At 36.2% G+C, this 19,423-nt stretch carries 17 protein-coding genes; all 17 read right to left on the bottom strand.

Annotated features, from left to right (window positions below):
* Positions 1–127: 127 nt before the first annotated feature.
* Entirely contained in the window at positions 128–1,471 is a 1,344-nt protein-coding gene (locus tag LRL21_RS05335; protein WP_240414732.1) for a LolA family protein, read from the bottom strand.
* Positions 1,472–1,742: 271 nt separating this feature from the next.
* Positions 1,743–2,309: a DoxX family membrane protein gene (locus LRL21_RS05330; protein WP_240414731.1), complete on the bottom strand. Its 567-nt coding sequence runs from the start codon at positions 2,307–2,309 to the stop codon at positions 1,743–1,745.
* Between the two features lie 203 nt (positions 2,310–2,512).
* Complete coding sequence (locus LRL21_RS05325; protein WP_240414730.1) at positions 2,513–3,919, bottom strand: undecaprenyl-phosphate glucose phosphotransferase; 1,407 nt, start codon at positions 3,917–3,919, stop codon at positions 2,513–2,515.
* A 6-nt stretch (positions 3,920–3,925) separates the two neighbouring features.
* The gene (locus tag LRL21_RS05320) at positions 3,926–4,792 is read right to left on the bottom strand and encodes a glycosyltransferase family 2 protein (RefSeq protein ID WP_240414729.1); all 867 of its coding nucleotides are present in this window, start codon (positions 4,790–4,792) and stop codon (positions 3,926–3,928) included.
* A gap of 78 nt (positions 4,793–4,870) precedes the next feature.
* Positions 4,871–5,818, bottom strand: coding sequence for a glycosyltransferase family 2 protein (locus LRL21_RS05315; RefSeq protein WP_240414728.1), 948 nt, complete (start codon positions 5,816–5,818; stop codon positions 4,871–4,873).
* Positions 5,815–6,675, bottom strand: coding sequence for a dTDP-4-dehydrorhamnose reductase (gene rfbD, locus LRL21_RS05310; protein ID WP_240414727.1), 861 nt, complete (start codon positions 6,673–6,675; stop codon positions 5,815–5,817). Before rfbD ends, LRL21_RS05315 begins: the two co-directional genes overlap by 4 nt.
* Positions 6,676–6,684: 9 nt before the next feature.
* Complete coding sequence (gene rfbB, locus LRL21_RS05305; protein WP_240414726.1) at positions 6,685–7,692, bottom strand: dTDP-glucose 4,6-dehydratase; 1,008 nt, start codon at positions 7,690–7,692, stop codon at positions 6,685–6,687.
* A 13-nt stretch (positions 7,693–7,705) separates the two neighbouring features.
* A complete protein-coding gene (gene rfbC, locus LRL21_RS05300; protein ID WP_240414725.1) occupies positions 7,706–8,254 on the bottom strand; it encodes a dTDP-4-dehydrorhamnose 3,5-epimerase in 549 nt (182 codons plus the stop codon).
* 14 nt (positions 8,255–8,268) lie between these two features.
* Complete coding sequence (locus tag LRL21_RS05295; protein WP_240414724.1) at positions 8,269–9,012, bottom strand: sugar phosphate nucleotidyltransferase; 744 nt, start codon at positions 9,010–9,012, stop codon at positions 8,269–8,271.
* Positions 9,009–9,836: a glycosyltransferase family 2 protein gene (locus LRL21_RS05290; protein ID WP_240414723.1), complete on the bottom strand. Its 828-nt coding sequence runs from the start codon at positions 9,834–9,836 to the stop codon at positions 9,009–9,011. The genes LRL21_RS05295 and LRL21_RS05290 overlap by 4 nt, the downstream gene beginning before the upstream one ends.
* Before the next feature lie 14 nt (positions 9,837–9,850).
* Positions 9,851–10,654 carry a sugar phosphate isomerase/epimerase family protein gene (locus LRL21_RS05285; protein WP_240414722.1) on the bottom strand — a complete coding sequence of 268 codons (804 nt, stop codon included), beginning with the start codon at positions 10,652–10,654 and terminating at the stop codon, positions 9,851–9,853.
* Between the two features lie 4 nt (positions 10,655–10,658).
* Entirely contained in the window at positions 10,659–11,423 is a 765-nt protein-coding gene (locus LRL21_RS05280) for a Rossmann-fold NAD(P)-binding domain-containing protein (RefSeq protein ID WP_240414721.1), read from the bottom strand.
* A gap of 17 nt (positions 11,424–11,440) precedes the next feature.
* Positions 11,441–12,427: a glycosyltransferase gene (locus tag LRL21_RS05275; RefSeq protein ID WP_240414720.1), complete on the bottom strand. Its 987-nt coding sequence runs from the start codon at positions 12,425–12,427 to the stop codon at positions 11,441–11,443.
* Positions 12,424–13,551: an FAD-dependent oxidoreductase gene (locus tag LRL21_RS05270; RefSeq protein ID WP_240414719.1), complete on the bottom strand. Its 1,128-nt coding sequence runs from the start codon at positions 13,549–13,551 to the stop codon at positions 12,424–12,426. Before LRL21_RS05270 ends, LRL21_RS05275 begins: the two co-directional genes overlap by 4 nt.
* Positions 13,552–13,868: 317 nt before the next feature.
* Complete coding sequence (locus LRL21_RS05265) at positions 13,869–14,219, bottom strand: DMT family transporter (protein WP_240414718.1); 351 nt, start codon at positions 14,217–14,219, stop codon at positions 13,869–13,871.
* 521 nt (positions 14,220–14,740) lie between these two features.
* A complete protein-coding gene (locus tag LRL21_RS05260) occupies positions 14,741–16,564 on the bottom strand; it encodes a hypothetical protein (RefSeq protein WP_240414717.1) in 1,824 nt (607 codons plus the stop codon).
* Positions 16,565–16,804: 240 nt separating this feature from the next.
* The gene (locus tag LRL21_RS05255; protein ID WP_240414716.1) at positions 16,805–19,297 is read right to left on the bottom strand and encodes a hypothetical protein; all 2,493 of its coding nucleotides are present in this window, start codon (positions 19,295–19,297) and stop codon (positions 16,805–16,807) included.
* Positions 19,298–19,423: the final 126 nt, after the last annotated feature.

The raw sequence follows: 19,423 nt of genomic DNA, 5'->3' as shown, positions 1-19,423 counted from the left end.
GCTATTCGAAAATATTCAATGTAACTAATGGTAATCCGTTCTTCACCGGGTGTCAATGACAATATGATGACAAGGAGGTCTTGGCAAACATTGGCTGCATCCAGCAATTGCTTTGATAAAGCGATTCCTATTTACCTGTCTCACCCTGTACAGCTTGAGCCACTTTAATCATCTCGGTCATCGGAAGATCTGCCGTAGATAGCCGGAATTCAACACCATCGTACGTCCATGTCAGCATCTTCTTCTCTCCACCTGTAATGACAGCCAGCGTATAGCCAAGATCAACAATATCTCCGGGCAGCGCCGATACCGTCTGCGCCTGCGGACGTGATTCCACCAGCGTATAGTTAAACTTGCCTGAGTAGCGAAGCATCATCGCCTTTTCTTCACCAAGCTTAATCTCGTTCATATCCTGCCGCTTCACACCACTCGGTGTATAAAAAGGTTCGATCACGCCAAATTGGGCTTGGGCCGCAGCAGCGGGGGCACTCGTGCTTCCTCCTACTCCAGTAGGATTAGTGCTGGTGCTAGCTGCTGCGCCTGCTGCCGGAGTGCTGCTTACCGCACCATTCGTGCTAGCACCAGGCGTCTTGGCTTGGGTTCCTGCGCCGTTTGCAGTGCTTGAAGCACCTTGGCTTACTGCACCTGTAGTTCCTTGGCCTGCTGTGCCTGTTGAACTTCCAGCTGCTTTACCTGACCCATCAGACGTACCTGCAGCCGCGGCACTGCTTCCCACCGCCCCGCTGCTTACGATCCCATTGCCAGCGGATGCATTGTTCCCTGTACCCGCTGCTTTCGTACCGTTGGCCGCTGCTGCTGTAGGCAGCGATTTCAGGTTCCAGCTTGTCATATTGCGCTGCATATCAAAAGAATCCTTTTCGAATTTCTTCCCGAACTCGAATTGGCTAAAATCTACAATCACCATCACATTCGCATTCGCATCCGATACCTCCACATGCTTCGGCGAATAATTCTTTTTGTCCAACCAAATCTTTTGCCGCGCCAACGAGCCGTTCTGGTAATTGGCCATCACATCAAACACATACGCGTTCGGATCGGTTATAAACTGGCGATCCTTATCCATGATAATGCTTTGCACCAACGACTGGTACAAGTACACCTGCCCCTGATTTTCCGGCCAATCGCTCTGGAATCGGAAGCTTTTGTTCAAATGTGGTGTTAGCACAAATACTCCATCATCATTGCGCAGCACGATCTGCGTAATATCCTTCTTATCGTTCTTCAGTGATATCCGGTAATAATGCGGATTCTGGTACCACACCTCCACCTGATACTCCTGCGGCTCCTGCCCCGTATTCAGCACCATCCGTCCAACGCCCTGATAGCTGTCCAGCTTATTGATTACACCGTCCAAATCCTTCACAACTGCCCCTGCATCCTTCTTGCCGCAACCTGCCAGCACCAAGCTTAAAGACACCACCAGGGCAATCACCCACGTGAACCGCCGCATTCCAATCCCCTCCAGACATAAGTAAAAGCAACTGATAACATGTCTATGTGGGGACTTGGACGATTATGCAGACAAGGATGACGAGCTGTGAAACTTTAGCTTGTTGAAACGGATTAGAATAGAGCTGAGCCTATACGTTCCCTCCTTTCCATTTATAAACCAGGTATAATACAAAAAAGCCAACCAGAAGTTTCTGGCTGACCTCATTTTGCAAAACACAAACTTTTTTATCAGATCGATCTAAAGGATACTGCTCAATTGCGAAGCACACCTATAAATGGGTTGTTTTTAGGCTGTCCGCAGATGATTTACGACCCCATGGCGTTCCGAGAAATGGTAATGCCCAGCGGTCAAGACCGTACCAGCCCGCATTCTTCCATGCCAGCACAAGCCAGGTCGCTAAGATAAAGAGGATAGGATTCGTGCTTAAAGTTCCTGCAAATAAAAAGCTCACATTCATCACTCCGCCAAAAAAAGCAGCTATCCCCGTTAAAAGCCCCAAAATCAATCCCAGCCCTACAAGCAGTTCACCAAAAGCGACTACAAATCCCAGCACCTTCGCATTTGGAAGCACTATATTCTCGAGAAACTGTGCATACCAGCCTGTAACGTCTTTGCCCGCTTCAGCTTTAGCTAATGATCCTTTTATAAAGCCTTGCAATGCAGTACCTGCTTTAGCACCCGTCCAAGCCTCACTTGTTACTTTTCCCCAGCCAGCTGTAATCCAAGAATAACCAACATATAAGCGAACAATTAGCCATAGCGCCCCTGCTCTGGTACTGCTGAACAAAAAGCTCGATACAGGATTCTCAGGGATCAGGATTTCGTTTCTAGCCATTAATAAAACCTCCTTAGTATGGATTTGCATTTTTATCATTTGTATGATATTGGATGATGTTATTGTACCTTATGTTTGATTAGTATAATGTGACATTTATCACTGCTGAATTGGCATTTCTAAGTTTGTTGCAGCTATAGTAACAAAGCATATGCAAAAGAAAAACTCCCACAACCAGTCGGTTATAGGAGTCACATCGATACTCAATATGCATTTTTATTTACAAACCCATTAATGATAGTTCGGAAAATTATTTTAATATCAAACAAGAAACTCCAATTCTCAATATAAAAAATGTCCAATTTAATCCTATCTTCAATCGAAGTATCCCCCCGAAGCCCATTTGACTGAGCCCACCCTGTAATACCAGGTCGAATGTGGTGTTTAACCATATATTTAGGAATCTCGCCTTTAAACTGCTCTACAAAAAATGGTCTCTCCGGTCTCGGCCCTACTACACTCATATGACCGAATAGTACATTAAAAAACTGTGGTAGCTCATCTAAGCTGGTTTTACGTAAAAAAGCGCCGAACTTCGTTTTCCGAGGATCATTCTCTACAGTCCATTGGGTATCCGAGTCTGCTTCTGTCTGAACTCTCATCGAACGGAATTTATACATCATGAAATTTCTTCTATTTAACCCAACTCGTTCTTGCTTGAAAATGATCGGTCCAGGGGAAGTCCATTTTATTCCTAAGGCAACAAGTATAAGCACCGGACTAATCAATATTATGGCTATGGAAGCAAACAACAAATCAAATGCTCTTTTGAAGAAACGATTTCGAAATTCATCTAAAGGAATATCTCTAACATTGATCAGAGGAATACCTGCAAAATTATCAAAGAAAGGTTTTGATGGCAGATAACCGTAAAAGTCCGGAATAATCAAAGTTTTTACTCCTGCTTTTTCACAACCATTAATAATTTGCGGATATTTCTCGTGAGCATACAAAGGCAAAGCAATAATGACCTCATCAACCAAATCTTTCTCCAGAAAATACTCTAACTCATCAACCTTACCTAGAATTGGCTTATAATTTTTCGAACTATGCTCATGAACGGATTGGTAATCATCCAGAAACCCTACTACTTCATAACCCAATTCTGGATGAAGAGTCAGATTATCATAAAACTTTTTGCCTAACGAGCCTGCACCCACAATAAGCACGTATTGCTTATTATAACCCTTTTGCCGATAACGTTTTAATGTTGACTTCAAAATGTACCGATAAAAGCTGACAAACAAAATATTATTGATCAGAAATAACAACAAATAAGAACGAGACACATCCAACTCTTTAAATACAAACAAGAAGCTTAATAAAAACATCAAGCTAATACAATGTACCTGTACAATGGTAAATAATTCGTAAGAAAACCGTTTCTTGCGTTTCGGAGTATAAAAATTCATAAAATAACTAATAAATATAGCAATAACACCATAAATGGAACTCCATAATACGTACCTGTTAAAAGGAAGCGTATGATCGAAAGGAATAAAACCACTGTCAAACTTCAGCCACCATGAGAATAAGAACACAAGTTGAATGCAAAAGAAATCCGATAAAGCATATAATTGGGACAAAAATCTTTGGCTTTGTCTTACCAAACAAAATCACCTCACGGATCCAAATCGATTTAAAGCCAGGGATACAAAAAATTTCAAAAAAATACCCATGTAAACCAGTCCATTAACTACAAAGTTATACTTATTCTGGTAATGCTTGCTATGAAATAAATACATCGCCCGATGAAATTCATATATGATTTTAAAAGGTTTGCGTCTGCTGCTTGCGCCCTTATGATGTACAATTTGAGTGTAAGGATAGTAATGAATCTGCCATCCACCTTGTTTGATTCTATAACACCAATCAATATCTTCACCATACATGAAAAAATCCTCGTCCAGCATGCCCACTTGATCAATAGCTTGTTTCCTTACCATCATAAAAGCACCAACCAAACAATCTACAGGATAATCCTGATCGGGATCGAGATATCCCAATTGGTATTGATTAAATCGGGCAACCTTAGGAAAAAGCTTGGAAATACCAAAAGCATAGTAGAACGAAGCCGACGGCGTTGGAAAACCTCTCTTGCAGGCTTTATCAAGTGATCCGTCCGGAAGAACAATTTTGCAGCCAGCAGCTCCAACAGACAAATTCCGATCCATAAAAGAAGTCATTGTCTGCAAGGAATCGGAACCCATAATCGTGTCCGAGTTCAACAATAATATATATCGCCCGTTAGCTATTTTAATCCCTATATTATTACCTTTAGAGAAACCATCATTTTTCGGATTTTCAACCAGCATTACATCAGGATGTCTGCGTCTAATCTCCATAACAGAACTATCCGTCGAATGATTATCAACAACAATAATCTCATAGCTAAAGGAAGTTTGAGAATCATATACAGATTGAATGGCATTTAACGTTAATTCACATGTATTATAATTAAGAATAATAACACTTACATCCATCTATCATTTCTCCATATTATTGGTATAGTTAATAGTATACCATGAAAATAAGTTGATGCGCACCCAGAAACGAAGGAACTACTTGAAATAAGCATAGATTCTGGATAAATCCCCCTTTCTAGCGTTTTGTATTATCTTTCTTTTTTTGAGTAAATTAGGCAAGTTTTTAACCAGATCTATCCATGTTAATAATACTTGAGGTTCTCTGACTATAAAGTAGCCGAAACTCATAACCTCATAAACGATTAGTGGTATACAATTAAGGAACAAGTACTTTATAGTATCGTTTTTAATGATCATTTTGTATCGATTGATATAGGAAAGCCTTCTTACAAACAAAGAAGTTTGTCTTCTCGATCCTTTCTTCCATCCGCGGTCATGATAGGCAACAGCATCCGCACAATAATAGGATTTCCATCCCCCAATCCTGCTTCTCCAGGCCACATCAACATCTTCTTTATATGCAAAAAAATCCTCGTCAAAAAAACAACCATCAACACTAATATATTCAACCATTTTTTTAGAATAAAGAGCCGCAGCTCCGCAAACCCCAAACACATCACCACTTACGTTCCATGCCGCTTTGCTTTCCCCAGCCCCTCTGTCAAATCCTCGTCTAGACTTCGTGATCGTTAGACCCGTGCTGTCAATCACTTCTGGAGATTGTTTAAACAACAGCTTACCTGTAGCGCTTCCCAATGAAGAATCGAGCTTACATTGCTGCATAAGCAAACTAACATAATCCGGATGCATAGTGACATCCGGATTTAACACCAAAACATATTCAGCTTCAGATAAACGTATAGCTTGATTGTGTCCCCCGGCAAACCCGTTGTTAACCGAATTAGCAACATATGTAATTCGATTTAAGTAGGGTTGTAACAATTCCTCAGTTTTATCAGATGATGCATTATCGATCACAATAATCGAATGAATCGGATATATCTGGTTCAACACAGCAGTCAGACAATCCACAATATAAGCTTCGCTATTATACGTTACAATATGGACACTTACACTACTCATAAGGATACACCATTCACACCATTGTATTTCTTTAGAAAATCCCTTAGACCATCTTGCCAAGGCCTTAGATCGGCAAACCCATTGGTGCGTATAGACATATGATCCATTACTGAATACTTCGGCCGCGGCGCAGGTCTCGGAAATTCTTCAGTTGTACACGGAGTAACCGTAATGGAGACATTATTTTCCTCAAAAATGGCCTTTGCAAAATCATACCATGAGCATATGCCGCTATTAGAGGCGTGGTAAATACCGTATTTTTCAGTTGCAACTAATCTCAATAGAAACTCTGCCAAATCCTCGGTGAACGTAGGTGAACCGATTTGATCATGAACCACTTTTAATTGCTCTCTACCCACTGCCAATTTTAACATCGTCTTCACAAAGTTATTGCCATGCAGTCCATACACCCAAGATGTCCGAACAATAAAAAACTTACTGGACAAAGCTTGAACCAAGCCTTCTCCGGCACGCTTGGATTTACCATAAACGCTGGTAGGGTTAGTGTTGTCATATTCTTTGTAAGGATTCGTTGATGTTCCATCAAATACATAGTCCGTACTGATATAGCATATCTTAGAGCCTATTCGTTCCGCAGCAACGGCTAGATTTCGTGTTCCATAAGCGTTTACTTGATAGGCTGCATCCTCTTCACTTTCAGCTAAGTCAACTGCTGTATGCGCAGCGCAATGAATAATTACGTCTGGTTGATGCTTACCAATCACATCTATGCACTGGTCAAGATCTGTGATATCCAGCTCGTTTCGCCCTACACCAATAACCTCATGACCTTCTTTAAACAAGGCTACAACATCCATGCCCAGTTGCCCATTAGCACCCGTAACTAATACCTTCATTCCATCCACCTATCTTGAAGCGTATTGTTGATCATAGTAGGCTTGGTATTCACCAGACTGAATCCGCTGCCACCATTCTTTGTTGTTTAAATACCACTGAATCGTCTCTTTAATTCCAGATTCAAAATGATATTTCGGCTTCCAGCCCAGTTCATCCGTTATTTTAGTAGCGTCAATGCCGTAACGTCTATCATGACCGAGGCGGTCTTTTACATACGTAATTAATGTGCTCGGCTTGTTTAATTCAGTCAAAATAGCTTCTATGATCTGTATATTCGTTCTTTCATTATTTCCACCGATGTTATAAACTTCTCCATTTACTCCGCTATGCATAACCAAATCAATCGCACTACAGTGGTCTTCCACATACAACCAGTCACGTATATTTAATCCATCACCGTAAACAGGCAGCGACTTATCGCTCAGCGCGTTGGATATCATCAAAGGAATCAGTTTCTCTGGGAATTGAAAGGGTCCATAGTTGTTGGAGCATCGTGTTATATTCACGTTCATTCCAAAGGTTTCATGATAGGCTCTGACTAGAAGATCTCCACCGGCTTTACTCGCCGAATATGGGCTATTCGGTGTTAATGGAGTTAATTCTGTGAACAGGCCTGTGTCGCCTAGAGAACCATATACTTCATCAGTAGATACTTGAACGAACTTCTTCACTTCGTACTTTTTAGCTGCGTCCAGTAGTGCCTGGGTTCCTAAAACATTTGTTTTCACAAAAATCTGTGGATCCAAAATACTACGATCTACATGGGATTCTGCTGCAAAGTTAACAACGATATCGATTCCTCGTTTAAAGATTTCATCCAAAAGAGCCGCATCGGCAATATCGCCCTTTACAAAAGAGTAATTAGGGTTGTGTTGAATACTCTCCAAGTTTTCCAAATTGCCTGCATAAGTAAGTGCATCCAAATTAACAAACTGGTAATCCGGGTATTTATTTAGCATATATATTACAAAATTACTTCCGATAAAACCTGCGCCGCCAGTAATCAAAACTTTCATAGGTAAACCTCCGTTATTCGAAATTCATTTCTGCATCCTTTAGAAGTGGATGTCTAGTATCCTTATCTGAAAGAATAGGCGTTGTGGTAGGCCAATCGATTGCCAATGCTGGATCATTCCAAGCGATACCTCGATCATGCTCGGGAGAGTAATATTCGTCGACTTTATAAAGCACCTCGGTATTAGGAACAATCGTACAAAACCCATGAGCAAACCCTTGTGGTACAAGAAGCTGTCTCTTATTAGCCGCACTCAAAATAACTCCCAACCATTGCCCAAATGTAGGAGAGCTTTGGCGAATATCAACAACAACGTCATAAATAGCCCCAGCTGTTACACGAATCAACTTGGTCTGTGCTTTAGGATTGAGTTGGTAATGAAGACCTCTCAATACACCAGTTTCGACAGAGAGGGAGTGATTATCTTGAATAAAAGTATGCTTAATTCCCTGCTCTCCAAACTTTTTTCCATTATAGCTTTCCATAAAAAAACCGCGATTATCACCGAATACAGCAGGTTCGATAATAAGTACGTCTTTAATATTTGTGGTTACAAGTTTCACCGTCAAGCACCTACCTATAATTTTAATTTGCCAAATGCTTCATCGTATATGATACCCTTGGCTAACTCATTAGCTTTGGTCAAGGACTCATGAGTTCCAGCATCTGTCCACCAGCCTTGAAGAATATCATAGGTCAATTGATTTCTTTCAATATATGCATTATTCACATCGGTTATTTCAAGCTCGCCACGGCCGGAAGGCTTTAGAGTCTTAACGATACTAAATACCGAGCTATCGAACATATATATGCCTGTTACAGCGTAACTGCTTTTAGGATTTTGAGGCTTTTCTTCGATCGATACAATCTTACCATCTCGGAGTTCAGCAACGCCATATCTCTTCGGATCATGAACTTCTTGGATCAGGATCTTTGCGCCTAGCTGCTGTTGCTTAAAGTTATTTACATAAGCTGCAATACTGTCCGAAAACACATTGTCACCCAGTATAACTACCATTTGATCATCAACAACAAAATGCTCGGCCAAATCCAGTGCTTGTGCAATCCCCCCAGCTTCATCTTGTACTTTATACGTAAATGTAACGCCCATTTCTCGTCCACTACCGAGAAGATTAACTACATCACCCATGTGATCTTTACCTGTTACGATAAGAATATCTTGGATGTCTGCTTGTTTTAATTTAAAAACAGAATGAAAAATCATTGGATATTTGCCTACGGGTAGTAAGTGTTTATTAGTTACTTTGGTAAGTGGGAAAAGACGCGAGCCTGTTCCTCCTGCTAGAATAATGCCTTTCATTTGCTACCTCCTAAAGATTTTTGATTGTTATTGTTAGTGATTAGTTTATCGTATTTTTTAAATAATAAATTCAGTAATATTTTTATTAAAAGAAAATTCCCCCTCAAAGGACTAATTTTGGTTGGTATTTTACCTATAGGATATTCTCTTGTTACAGGAATTTCTATTGTTCTATACCCCAGACGTGGGGCTTTAACGGATAAATAGGCCAGTAATTCATAACTATCAAACACATTACGGAAAATTGAAAGTTTATCATCCAATAAGAACTTACTAGAATGACCTCGAAAGCCATTTGTAGTATCCGTATATCTGAATCCAGAAAGTAAGGATAAATATGGAGCATGTATTAATTTAATAGCTATTTTCCTTGATAATGGAGTATTTATTTCTTTACCACCTTTTACATATCTAGATCCTTGTATAAAATCATATCCCTTTTTTAGGTTTTCCACAAAATCCGGAATTGATTCTACGCTATCTTTGTTATTCCCATCTATAGTGATAATTCCTTCATATCCTTCAAGTAAAGCATATGAAAATCCCATACGTAATTGCGCACTCAACTTACCTTTATCTTTTTTCACAAGTATTGCACGCACATCATTCTCCTTCAGAAAATCATGTGTTAATGAATTATCCGTACTCCCACCGTCTAATATGATAACATCAACAATCGAAGCATATGGTTTAATTTTTTTTAGTTGCTTTTTAATTTTCTCTCCTTCATTAATAACAGGTAAACAAATGCAATATTGGCTTTTCTTTTCTTTGAATACCGTAAGGTCATGTTTTGGAATTTCCCATGATTTATTGTTAATCATATTAATCATCCCCTTTAATTCAAATAGGTTTGGGTTACATACCCCAAAGCTTGTCTTAAAGACAATAAATTATCAGAGGTAAGATTATTTTTCATTTCAATCGATACCCAACCATCATAATTTAGCTTCTTCAAAGCGTATGATATTTCGGAATGATCGTTCTTTCCTATCAGCTCCAAGTACGGCTCGCTTATATGAAAATGACCTATAAAGGGTAAGCAAGCCTTTAATGTTTCATAGGGATTTTCTTGATTTATTATCATCGTCCCAGTATCAATCTGCAATTTAATTGCTTGATGATCGATATCTTTTACAAATTGTAAGGCTTCTAATGTGGAGGTAATAAAATCACAGCCATATTGCACTGGGTTAGCTTCAATACAAATTGATATCCCATAAGTTTTTGCAATATCGCCTAAATCTTTAAAAAAAGTAATAGCTTCTCTTCTGGCTTCAATAGGGTCATTATTACCAATAAACCTATTTTTAGGAGATCCAAAGACCAATGACGTCGCTGAAAGCCTGCTTCCCATGAATATAATAGATTTTAAATAGGATAAAGTTTGTTTATTGGTTTCGCCAAATATTGAAAGTTGGGATTTATTAAAAAGAAGAGACTGCATAGCAATAATTTTTTTATTTTTATTTGTCCAATAATTCAAGTATTCTTGCAATATTGAATCATTCACATTTTCCGGCTCATGATACACTTTGGTAGGTGCTACTTCTATTCCTGTTACATTAAATTCATTAAGTATTTCTGAGATTTCATTATCCTCATTCGTACTCCATGCAATATTTGAAATAGATAATTTCATTAGATTACTTTGTCTCCCTTTCGATGAACTGTTTTATTCTTGCAAATAGTTCTTCTTTAGTAATCATATATTCACTACTTGAATTGAAGTATTTCGAGTAGATACTTTTCATATTATAAAAAACTGGCGCTTTTTCTATTACATTATCAAAATTAATATTAAAACACTCGGAGGCTATTTCAGAAACCATTACAGGCTCAGTCGAGAAATTAACCAATTTCAAATTGTTCTTGGTAACTATAGAAATATCATCCCAAATACGAGACAGGTCATAAAATTGAAAAACATTTTGATGATGTATTAAGTGCAGACAATTGTCGTGAATTAAATCATAAATAACGTTCTTTTTCAGGCCTTCCCCAAAAAGTCCGGGTAATCTAACAATAAAATGATTTGAATATCGATTTCTCACGAATTCTTCCAATAAATATCGATGTTTCCCATATGGATCTATTTCTTCGGGAATAATCTCCGTATTTTCATCCACATTATTTGGAATCCTATATACATCAACAGTTGATATTAGAATAAACTCCTCGGCTTCTACTTGATCTAAATGAGAAATCAAGCTTTGAATGTTCTCCCAATCGGCAACTGGTTCTTGGTTAGCCTTCCATTTTACCGCGGGTGCACCCGCACACACAATCCTTTTAAACTTTTTGCCTCGAATATCTGCAATATTTTTCGAATTATAAAAATCACTAAAAACTGTCTGCTTACTCAGGATCGAACCAACAAATCCTGTGTGACCAATTAGGGCTGTTTTCAATTTACATTCTCCTCATTCTAGGATTCTTCACCAACTGCAACTTCATTAAAAGCTTTTTTATCATCATAATGTCTTGCAGGCTTGAAATTTTCAACCGTTCTTGTCGAATAAAATGGTCTATTTTGCAGCTCAATTAACATTCTTGAAATGTACTCACCAATCATTCCTACTATAAAAAACAATCCTGTAAAACCGAAGCTTATTAGAATCATTAACGTTGTCCAGCCTTCAACAATATTTTTATTAAATATGAAGTTGAAAAGAGCATATCCTGCCATAAATAGACTAAATAATAAAAAAACTATAGATAGATAATGAGATAATTTAAGCCCTATATTTGAGAAAGATACCACAACATCAAAAGCTGTACTGATATTCTCACGGTTTAAACCGGCTCTAGCGGAATTATGTTTATTACTTGGTTCGTAAGTAATAACTTCTTTTGAATAACCCGTATAAGCATACAAAGCTTTTCGATATCGCACTTTTTCTTTCAAGTTTAACATTGCATTCATAGCGCGTCTTGATACGATTCTTGCAGACTCTGATCTCAAATCCAACTGTAGATAAGTTATTTTATTAACAATTTTATAAAAAGCCTTTGAAGTCCAAGGTATACCAGTAGAAACTGATGCTACGACTATATCAAAACCAGTTAGAGCAGTTTTATACATAGTATGAATTAAATCCAACGGAAAGTCATTTTTGGTTGTTTCAAATTCAAAAACAAAATCACCCATAGATTTAATTAATCCAGCCATTATTCCGCTTTCTACACCATGCTTTCGTGATAAAGTAATGACACTCATATTACTCCCTATTTTATAAGCATTATCTCGAATTAATTCTAAAGAACCATCAGTACTAGCATCGTTAACTATAATAATCTCGTAATTTTCAAATACTTCATTTAGTTTGTTATCTAATTTTAATAATCCTTCTAAAATCGTTTCTCGTTCATTATGAACATATAGAACTGCTGAGACAAATACTTTCTCTCTCACTTTAACACCTCCTCCAAATCATAAATAGTATTGAATTTCCCTGAAAGAACAGATATAAAATTAGGCTTATGTGAAGATTCTATAATAATGGTTGGTCTGGAATCGTCAATTTCCGCTGAATTTAGTATAGTTTTTACTGCAAATAAGGAGGAATGGTACGAAACCTCATATTCTTCATTCAAGTATTTATTAGCTAGCTGTTTCATTCGAATCCAGGCTGTATCGGGTTTACAGAAACAAGTATTGCAGTTCTTCAAAAAATCCTCATTACAATCTTTCCTTAAGTCTTGGCAAGAAAAAATCGGATATGATTGGTTAACTGCTTCGTGAGGTGTATCATTAACAGAAGATAGCGAGTGTTTTCCAGATAGTCCAAACGGCATGATAGAGAAAAATGGACCATCCATTACAGTTATGCCTATATCTTTTAAATTTGGAGATACATCCGTTAAGATCATTTCGCAAAGCTCATATTTGATTTTAAATTTATCGAATCCAAAATAATTCAGTATTTGATTGATGCCTGCATATGTTGCATTCAAAACATTGGCACATTCAATTATTTTACCATCTTGTAATTCAATAACAAAATTTTCTCCTTCAATTTCTGCATTTTTGATATAGCTGCTGAAAAAAAGCTGCAAGTTAGATATGTTTTCAAATTTCTGAATAAACCATTTTTTTATTTTCACTGCATCATAGGTATATTCATTGGTTTCAAACGCTGCCTCTACAACACCATCTTTGAAATACTTTCTACTATTTATTTCATCTGCTGGAATGTTTACGTGCTGGCAGAACTTAAGAAACTGCTCAGCATTTGTTAAGGAGTCATGCTCTGAAATAGCATATATTTTACGAAATTCTTTATGAACAGCAAAACCAAATTCCTCATTGAATCGATTATAATACTGTGCCGATTTGGCCGCTGTTGATACACTCCGTGGGTAATGATAACCATTGTGTACCCGCGCTTGGTTAATATAGCTCGCTCTTTGCAAAGGCTCGGAATCTATTTCTACTACAGCTACATTATGATTTTTTTCACTTAATAATTTGGCCGCGTACATTCCATATATCCCCGCTCCGAAAATAACATAGTCAAAGACTTCTCTGGATTTCAATATTAATTCTCCTCGCATTTAAAGAAATAATGTAAAAATACTAAAGAGTAATATATTTAGTGAATATTAGCATTATTGATTCATCAAATAATCGTTACATAAAATGGATACTAAATCGTCGATAAGATAGTACTTTACGGAAGATAACCTTTATTAACATCCTATGCGTAATAGTTAACTATATTAGTATGGACTATGACAACTATCCTAACCCTGGGGATAAACATCGGTAGAAATCCTGTTTTTTGTCAGCGATAATCAAAAATCCACGTGTTTGATTGCTGAATTGCTTTGCATTAACTAGTAAATGCGATCCATTAAATAAATAAAATGATAGTACCTACTATTAGCATTACAACCCCAATAATTTTCATCATAGTAATAGGTTCATTAAATAAAATAACAGAAATTAATAGAATGCCTAGAGTGGTAAGTCCTTGGGAAACAGGAGAAATCCGACTAAGTTCGCCTCTAGATAAAGCCATTACATAAAATAGAAAGCTAAATCCATAGAAAAAACCTCCCCCCCAAATCATAGGGGAGCTAACAATTTTAATTAAAAAGTTTAAATTAAACGATTCAAATCGAATTCCTGTCACTGCTTGTTTCAGCAAAGTCTGTGCTAATAAATTAAAGATTAATGCTGCAATTAATAGCAAAAATGTCATGTGCTTTACCTCTTACTTTATTATTTTCAATATCAAAGACAAACATCATCATTTATGTCTGGCTGCAATTTGGGTGAGGCATACGGATGCTGGTCTTCCTTTTCCTTTAGAGAGATTTCACTGATTTAATAAGCCTTTATCTACTTCTTGCTGTACAACGTTGTTCAAGATGATTTCCATATTTGTACTCTCACAATGTTTACGGAGATTGAAAAGTAAAGTATAAGAAAGTGGAGACAAAATAAAAACTCACGCTAATAATCAATCCCCCATCAAATAAAATTCGATGTATTCCGTTGATCTTTAGGTACTACATATGGAAAATTTCATTTTCATGGTTTGGAGCGTGTTCAATTCCTACGAATTTTGAAATATACTTATAGTATATCATAATAACGCTATGAATTTTAAAAAAAGACTTTTGATTTAATTTCCAATAGTCTTTTTACAAAAATTGAATTTCAGTTCCTCTCGACTGATTGTGGGGATTTTAGCCTTTCTCGTCCTCTTTTGAATATAACCTACCTTTGATAGATAGATAACTTCTCTTTATTGGCAATAGCCAGATAGTGTTCATTAGCTCCAATAATTGTCCATTTGTTATTGTCTTTGATCATTTGATTTGTTTTAATTAAATTGCCTTCGTTCTTACGAAATACAATAACATCAATATCAAACTTCTTAACAACCAAATTAAATGCTTCCTCATATTCAGTTTCTCTAGCCCCTGAGACAAATCTTTCAGAAAATCTCCGAGTTAGAACATCTATTGCTAAAGGTTTTTGTGCATTATTGAATACCTGCTCCATATGTCTCGCGGAAATTGTTGTCGAAAAAGGATAAAGCTGCTGAAAAACAATTTCTATTTCCTCAGGGGCCAAGAATACTAATTGATTTTCATTGAGGAAATTCCTATAATGAATCAGGCCATTTATAAATTCCGTTGGTATAATTTCTAATTTATAATCCCAAGGATTTTTAAAATTTTTCGCGAAACTTATTTCTTTTTGCATAGAAAAAACCGTTTTTCCGGTGACGAAATGTGACAATATTAAACAAGTTGCCAGTGTGATTATACCAAATTTTGAAATTTTGTTAGTGACTTTTTTCAACCTTAAAAACATAATATATAAAGTCAAGGCAACAATCGCCGGATAAGGTATTATATAGTAAATTCGCCAGTATGCATCTTTAGGGATTATTTCAACCCAGAGTTTAGCGAAAATTGGATTCACAAACACAATAAGAGCAAGTATTTGATAAGTGGCCAACATTTGAAAATAAAATAAAGTCTTCCTTTCTCGCACTAAGACAACAAAAATAGGGAATAATGTTAAAAACAGCAAGTGGGAGGGTGAGAAGACAACAAAAATAAAGTTATATAAATTAAGATTAGTGCTTTCCCAATAACTAGCGTCCTTTAGATTGCCAAATACGATGATTGATAATCCACCTAGCATTACAATATATATACTAGGGACAAATATGATTAAAGATTTCCGAAAAACTCCAAAATCAATTTTACTCCGCAAAACTAATACCTTCTTAATTAAATAAGATAAAGCTATCAATCCAATACTTGAAGGTATTATGAATAATGATGATCCAGACAAACCACCAAAAGAGATAACACATAGTAAGTAAAGTATCCAATCTTCCTTTTTCTCTGATTTTATTGAATGTAGAGCAAGTGAAAATAAAAGAGGAAGGTATGCCGCCAACAAACATTTTCCAACCCATCCAGAGATGAAGTACCAAGAGCCCACACTTCGTAAAACTTGAGCATCGAACAGTAAGTATGTCAAAGTAAAGGCCACTAGTATCATGGATGTTGTTTCTTTTAATTTAAAATTTCTATAAAATGCGAAATATAGCATGGGTACAAAAAATCCACAAGTAAAAGCGCCAATATTATGATATCCCTGCAGCATCGATCCAGTAGAATAATACCCAACTAACTGCATGAAATATTCCCATGATGATAAAAGGTGTGCCGCGGACATAGCTGGAAGATCATCATACGCTAACCGTATATCATTACTTGAAAACTGCGCTTGTAAATTGACTACATTAACAGCAGTTTTATTAAAAAATGTAGGATCGTCCGGATTAAAAGAATATAGAAGAAGACATAGTAATCCATTTGACACACTAAATAAAATTAACAAAAATCGCATTGATAATAGTTTAGGTAAAGTAACATAACTTGTTTTCTTAACATGTTTGAAGAAGAACCATATAAAAAAAGGAAGCATACAAAATAAGACAAAAGTTGGTAGTCGCAACAATAGCACAATCTCGTAAGCTAAGGTAAACGAGGAAAAAATAATAAGAGCACTGTTCATCTTTAATGCCTCCTGGGAAATTACCATATTAACCTCACGCCTGTTGATTAACCAACATTGGGTTTTCAAGACGCGACAAATAGATGTATTTATCCAGAATCTTAGAACCGACAACCACGATTCATAGCCAAATATTAATCCAATCAATTGGCTAGCGGGAGCCAGTAAGGATTTAACGACTATTCTTCTCGTTAAGCGCTTGCCGGCATCTCAATAGTCTTTTAATTACACTAAGACTCCTTATTTTATCAATTTAAGGAATTTTAAATCTGTGATTTTGAAAGGCACTTGCAAATCATCTACATCAATTCTAATATATTGTATTTTATCGTTTAACAACCATTTAGGATTAGAGCCTAGGGGCATTAGAACTGTGCCTTCTTTTCCTATAAAAGTAAAAGAATTCTCTGGGATTAAAGTTCCATTCGTATCCCAAAATACTTGAAATCGAAAATCATGTTTGATAGGTTCTTTTAGTTGAATATTGAATGCGACAAAATCGGCATTAAATCCGGATACAGGTTCCAATAACCCCCACGTCAAATATGGATCATTACCATTCACATAATTCCATCCATCAGTGTCTGTATTTATTTGATTTATATTAGCTAAAGCTGTTTTTATATTGGCAACATAAAATCTCCCAGACATTTCCTTTAAACTTCTCCCCCATGCGACTGGGATAAATGACATATCATTTAGTCCAAATACTTTTGCCAATTGTTCTGTATTTTTCCCATTATCTTGTGAAACAAATCCCAAATCATCAAATCTGTCAGGGCGTATCAAAAACTGTAGTTCATTTTGCTCGTAATATTTGTACCCCTTTTCCAAGAACCATCGGTAAATTCTATATGATCTTAAAGACGCAGGTCCACCGTCATGCCTTATAGCGGGACCGATAAAAACTACTGGGGGTTTATCACTTGCCAGGTGATTGATAACCTTTTCCTGAATTAATTCATTTGCAGCAAGGTAATCTGCTGAATATAGAGATGGGACTTTTTTATCTAATACAACATATAATAAAGAACGATTGGTCAAGTCTGCAAAAGTTTCGTTTTTCTTTAAAAGAACATTCATAATAGAATTTATTCTACTTAATTCATCTATACGGGTCGGGTCAACAAATATCTTCCCCAAATTCGGTAAGTTCAATTCGCTTCCATCAATTAAATTGAAACTCTGTGGAACATCAGTAGTATGAATTAATTTCTTTGGATATTGGCTATAATCTGCTTGAACAAACAAAGTCCCAATTCCTAATACCCCTCCCAATAATAGCATCGTTCCACATTTCGGGATATGTTGAATACTTCTGAGGTAAAAAAAGAACGGTAAAAGAACCGAAAAACAAAATAAACTCACTGATCCTGAGCGCTTCATTGAAGCAGGGTCTATCCTTCCTAAACTATAAGGTATAACTAGTATTAAAAAAACTATCATGCAAAAAAGAAATAGCAAGATTTCTCTGTTATGTTTGTCTTTACTAGCAATTACTTTGAAAATATAAAATACAAACAAAAATGATGTTCCTAACCAGCCTCCCACCCTAATACTTTCCCATATTAGCCTATTTATTTGGGTCGAATGAAACCATTGTGGAAACATATTAGGTATAGCTTGAATATCGCTAAAAAAAGGAACCCCATAAGCTAGACTATTTGATGATGCATTATCTATGAGAAATTCAATAGTACCTATGATAGATGAACTTAAATAAATTAATATTATAAGATGAACAACCAATAATATAGAAACGCGATAAATATGATTCTGAATATATTCTGTTATATTTTTCATATTAGAGATAATAATATATGCCATGTATGGAATTGTTGCAAGGGTAAGAGCAGTACCAGCTGTTGTATTATAGAAACAATGAAGTGCAGATAACCAAAACCAAATTATTACGTGTAATAAAGGTCTCTTATGTAATTTCGGATGAAATAAAATTAATATTAAAGGAAGTACAAAATAAAATCGACTTAGTATTGGAGACGCAGCAACAGGTAAATAAATTACTGAAAAAAATAAGGCTAATTGTCTGCCATAAATTTTAAAAATTAATATTAGAATTACAACACCAATAATTCCCGGGGTTGCAATTAATGATAAATTAAATGACGCTATAGATCCATCAAATAAAATAGCATTAATTCCACTATATAATACACCTAGTAGACCCTGTACCGAAACAAAATCGACATTATAACGTTGGTTAAATTGAAATAATTGATGCCATGGCAGCATAATTTCTCCCATGTGAAAATCATCATATTGTAATGTACTAATAATAACGTTGGTATATAGTACTGCTAAAGAAATAGATATAATCGCCGGCATAGATATATATGATTCCAAAGATGCCATATTACCTAACTTTATGAATCTTATAATTTGAATTACAATCATAAGCACAATAGAAATAAACACTATCAGCTCTGATTTAAAAGGAATAATCTTAATGATCTCACTATTATAATTATAAAATCCATTAATATAGTTTAATAATAAAAACGGCATACATAATTGCAATAAACTGCTTGTAACTCTAAAGAAATTTTGATAAAGTTCTTTCTTGATTATTAAAAGAATGAGTCCCACTCCCCATACAACAAGTGAGACACCAATTGGCAACATATTATATACTTGTATATCATGGGATCTAGCAAAATAGTAACAAACAGTTAAAATTCCTAAAGACCCAAAATAACCTTTGATTAGCAGCATTAGAGACGACTGAAAAAAAGAAAGGGTATTATTGGAACGCAAATGCTTCATAGAAGTAATGAAGGCGGTTAGTAAAACACAAAAAGACAGACCCACTAAATATAGTGTACTATAATTATCAGAAAA

Source organism: Paenibacillus periandrae (genome assembly GCF_022458865.1).
Lineage (GTDB): Bacteria > Bacillota > Bacilli > Paenibacillales > NBRC-103111 > Paenibacillus_S > Paenibacillus_S periandrae.
The sequence above is the reverse complement of the archived record's forward strand: the minus strand, read 5'-3'. Positions and strand labels throughout refer to the sequence as shown.

Coding starts and splice junctions, on each gene's coding strand:
- LRL21_RS05335 (WP_240414732.1), bottom strand. CDS start 1,471: ATGCGGCGGTTCACGTGGGTGATTGCCCTGGTGGTGTCTTTAAGCTTG.
- LRL21_RS05330 (WP_240414731.1), bottom strand. CDS start 2,309: ATGGCTAGAAACGAAATCCTGATCCCTGAGAATCCTGTATCGAGCTTT.
- LRL21_RS05320 (WP_240414729.1), bottom strand. CDS start 4,792: ATGGATGTAAGTGTTATTATTCTTAATTATAATACATGTGAATTAACG.
- LRL21_RS05315 (WP_240414728.1), bottom strand. CDS start 5,818: ATGAGTAGTGTAAGTGTCCATATTGTAACGTATAATAGCGAAGCTTAT.
- rfbD (WP_240414727.1), bottom strand. CDS start 6,675: ATGAAGGTATTAGTTACGGGTGCTAATGGGCAACTGGGCATGGATGTT.
- rfbB (WP_240414726.1), bottom strand. CDS start 7,692: ATGAAAGTTTTGATTACTGGCGGCGCAGGTTTTATCGGAAGTAATTTT.
- LRL21_RS05295 (WP_240414724.1), bottom strand. CDS start 9,012: ATGAAAGGCATTATTCTAGCAGGAGGAACAGGCTCGCGTCTTTTCCCA.
- LRL21_RS05290 (WP_240414723.1), bottom strand. CDS start 9,836: ATGATTAACAATAAATCATGGGAAATTCCAAAACATGACCTTACGGTA.
- LRL21_RS05285 (WP_240414722.1), bottom strand. CDS start 10,654: ATGAAATTATCTATTTCAAATATTGCATGGAGTACGAATGAGGATAAT.
- LRL21_RS05265 (WP_240414718.1), bottom strand. CDS start 14,219: ATGACATTTTTGCTATTAATTGCAGCATTAATCTTTAATTTATTAGCA.
- LRL21_RS05260 (WP_240414717.1), bottom strand. CDS start 16,564: ATGAACAGTGCTCTTATTATTTTTTCCTCGTTTACCTTAGCTTACGAG.
- LRL21_RS05255 (WP_240414716.1), bottom strand. CDS start 19,297: ATGCTGCTAATCAAAGGTTATTTTGGGTCTTTAGGAATTTTAACTGTT.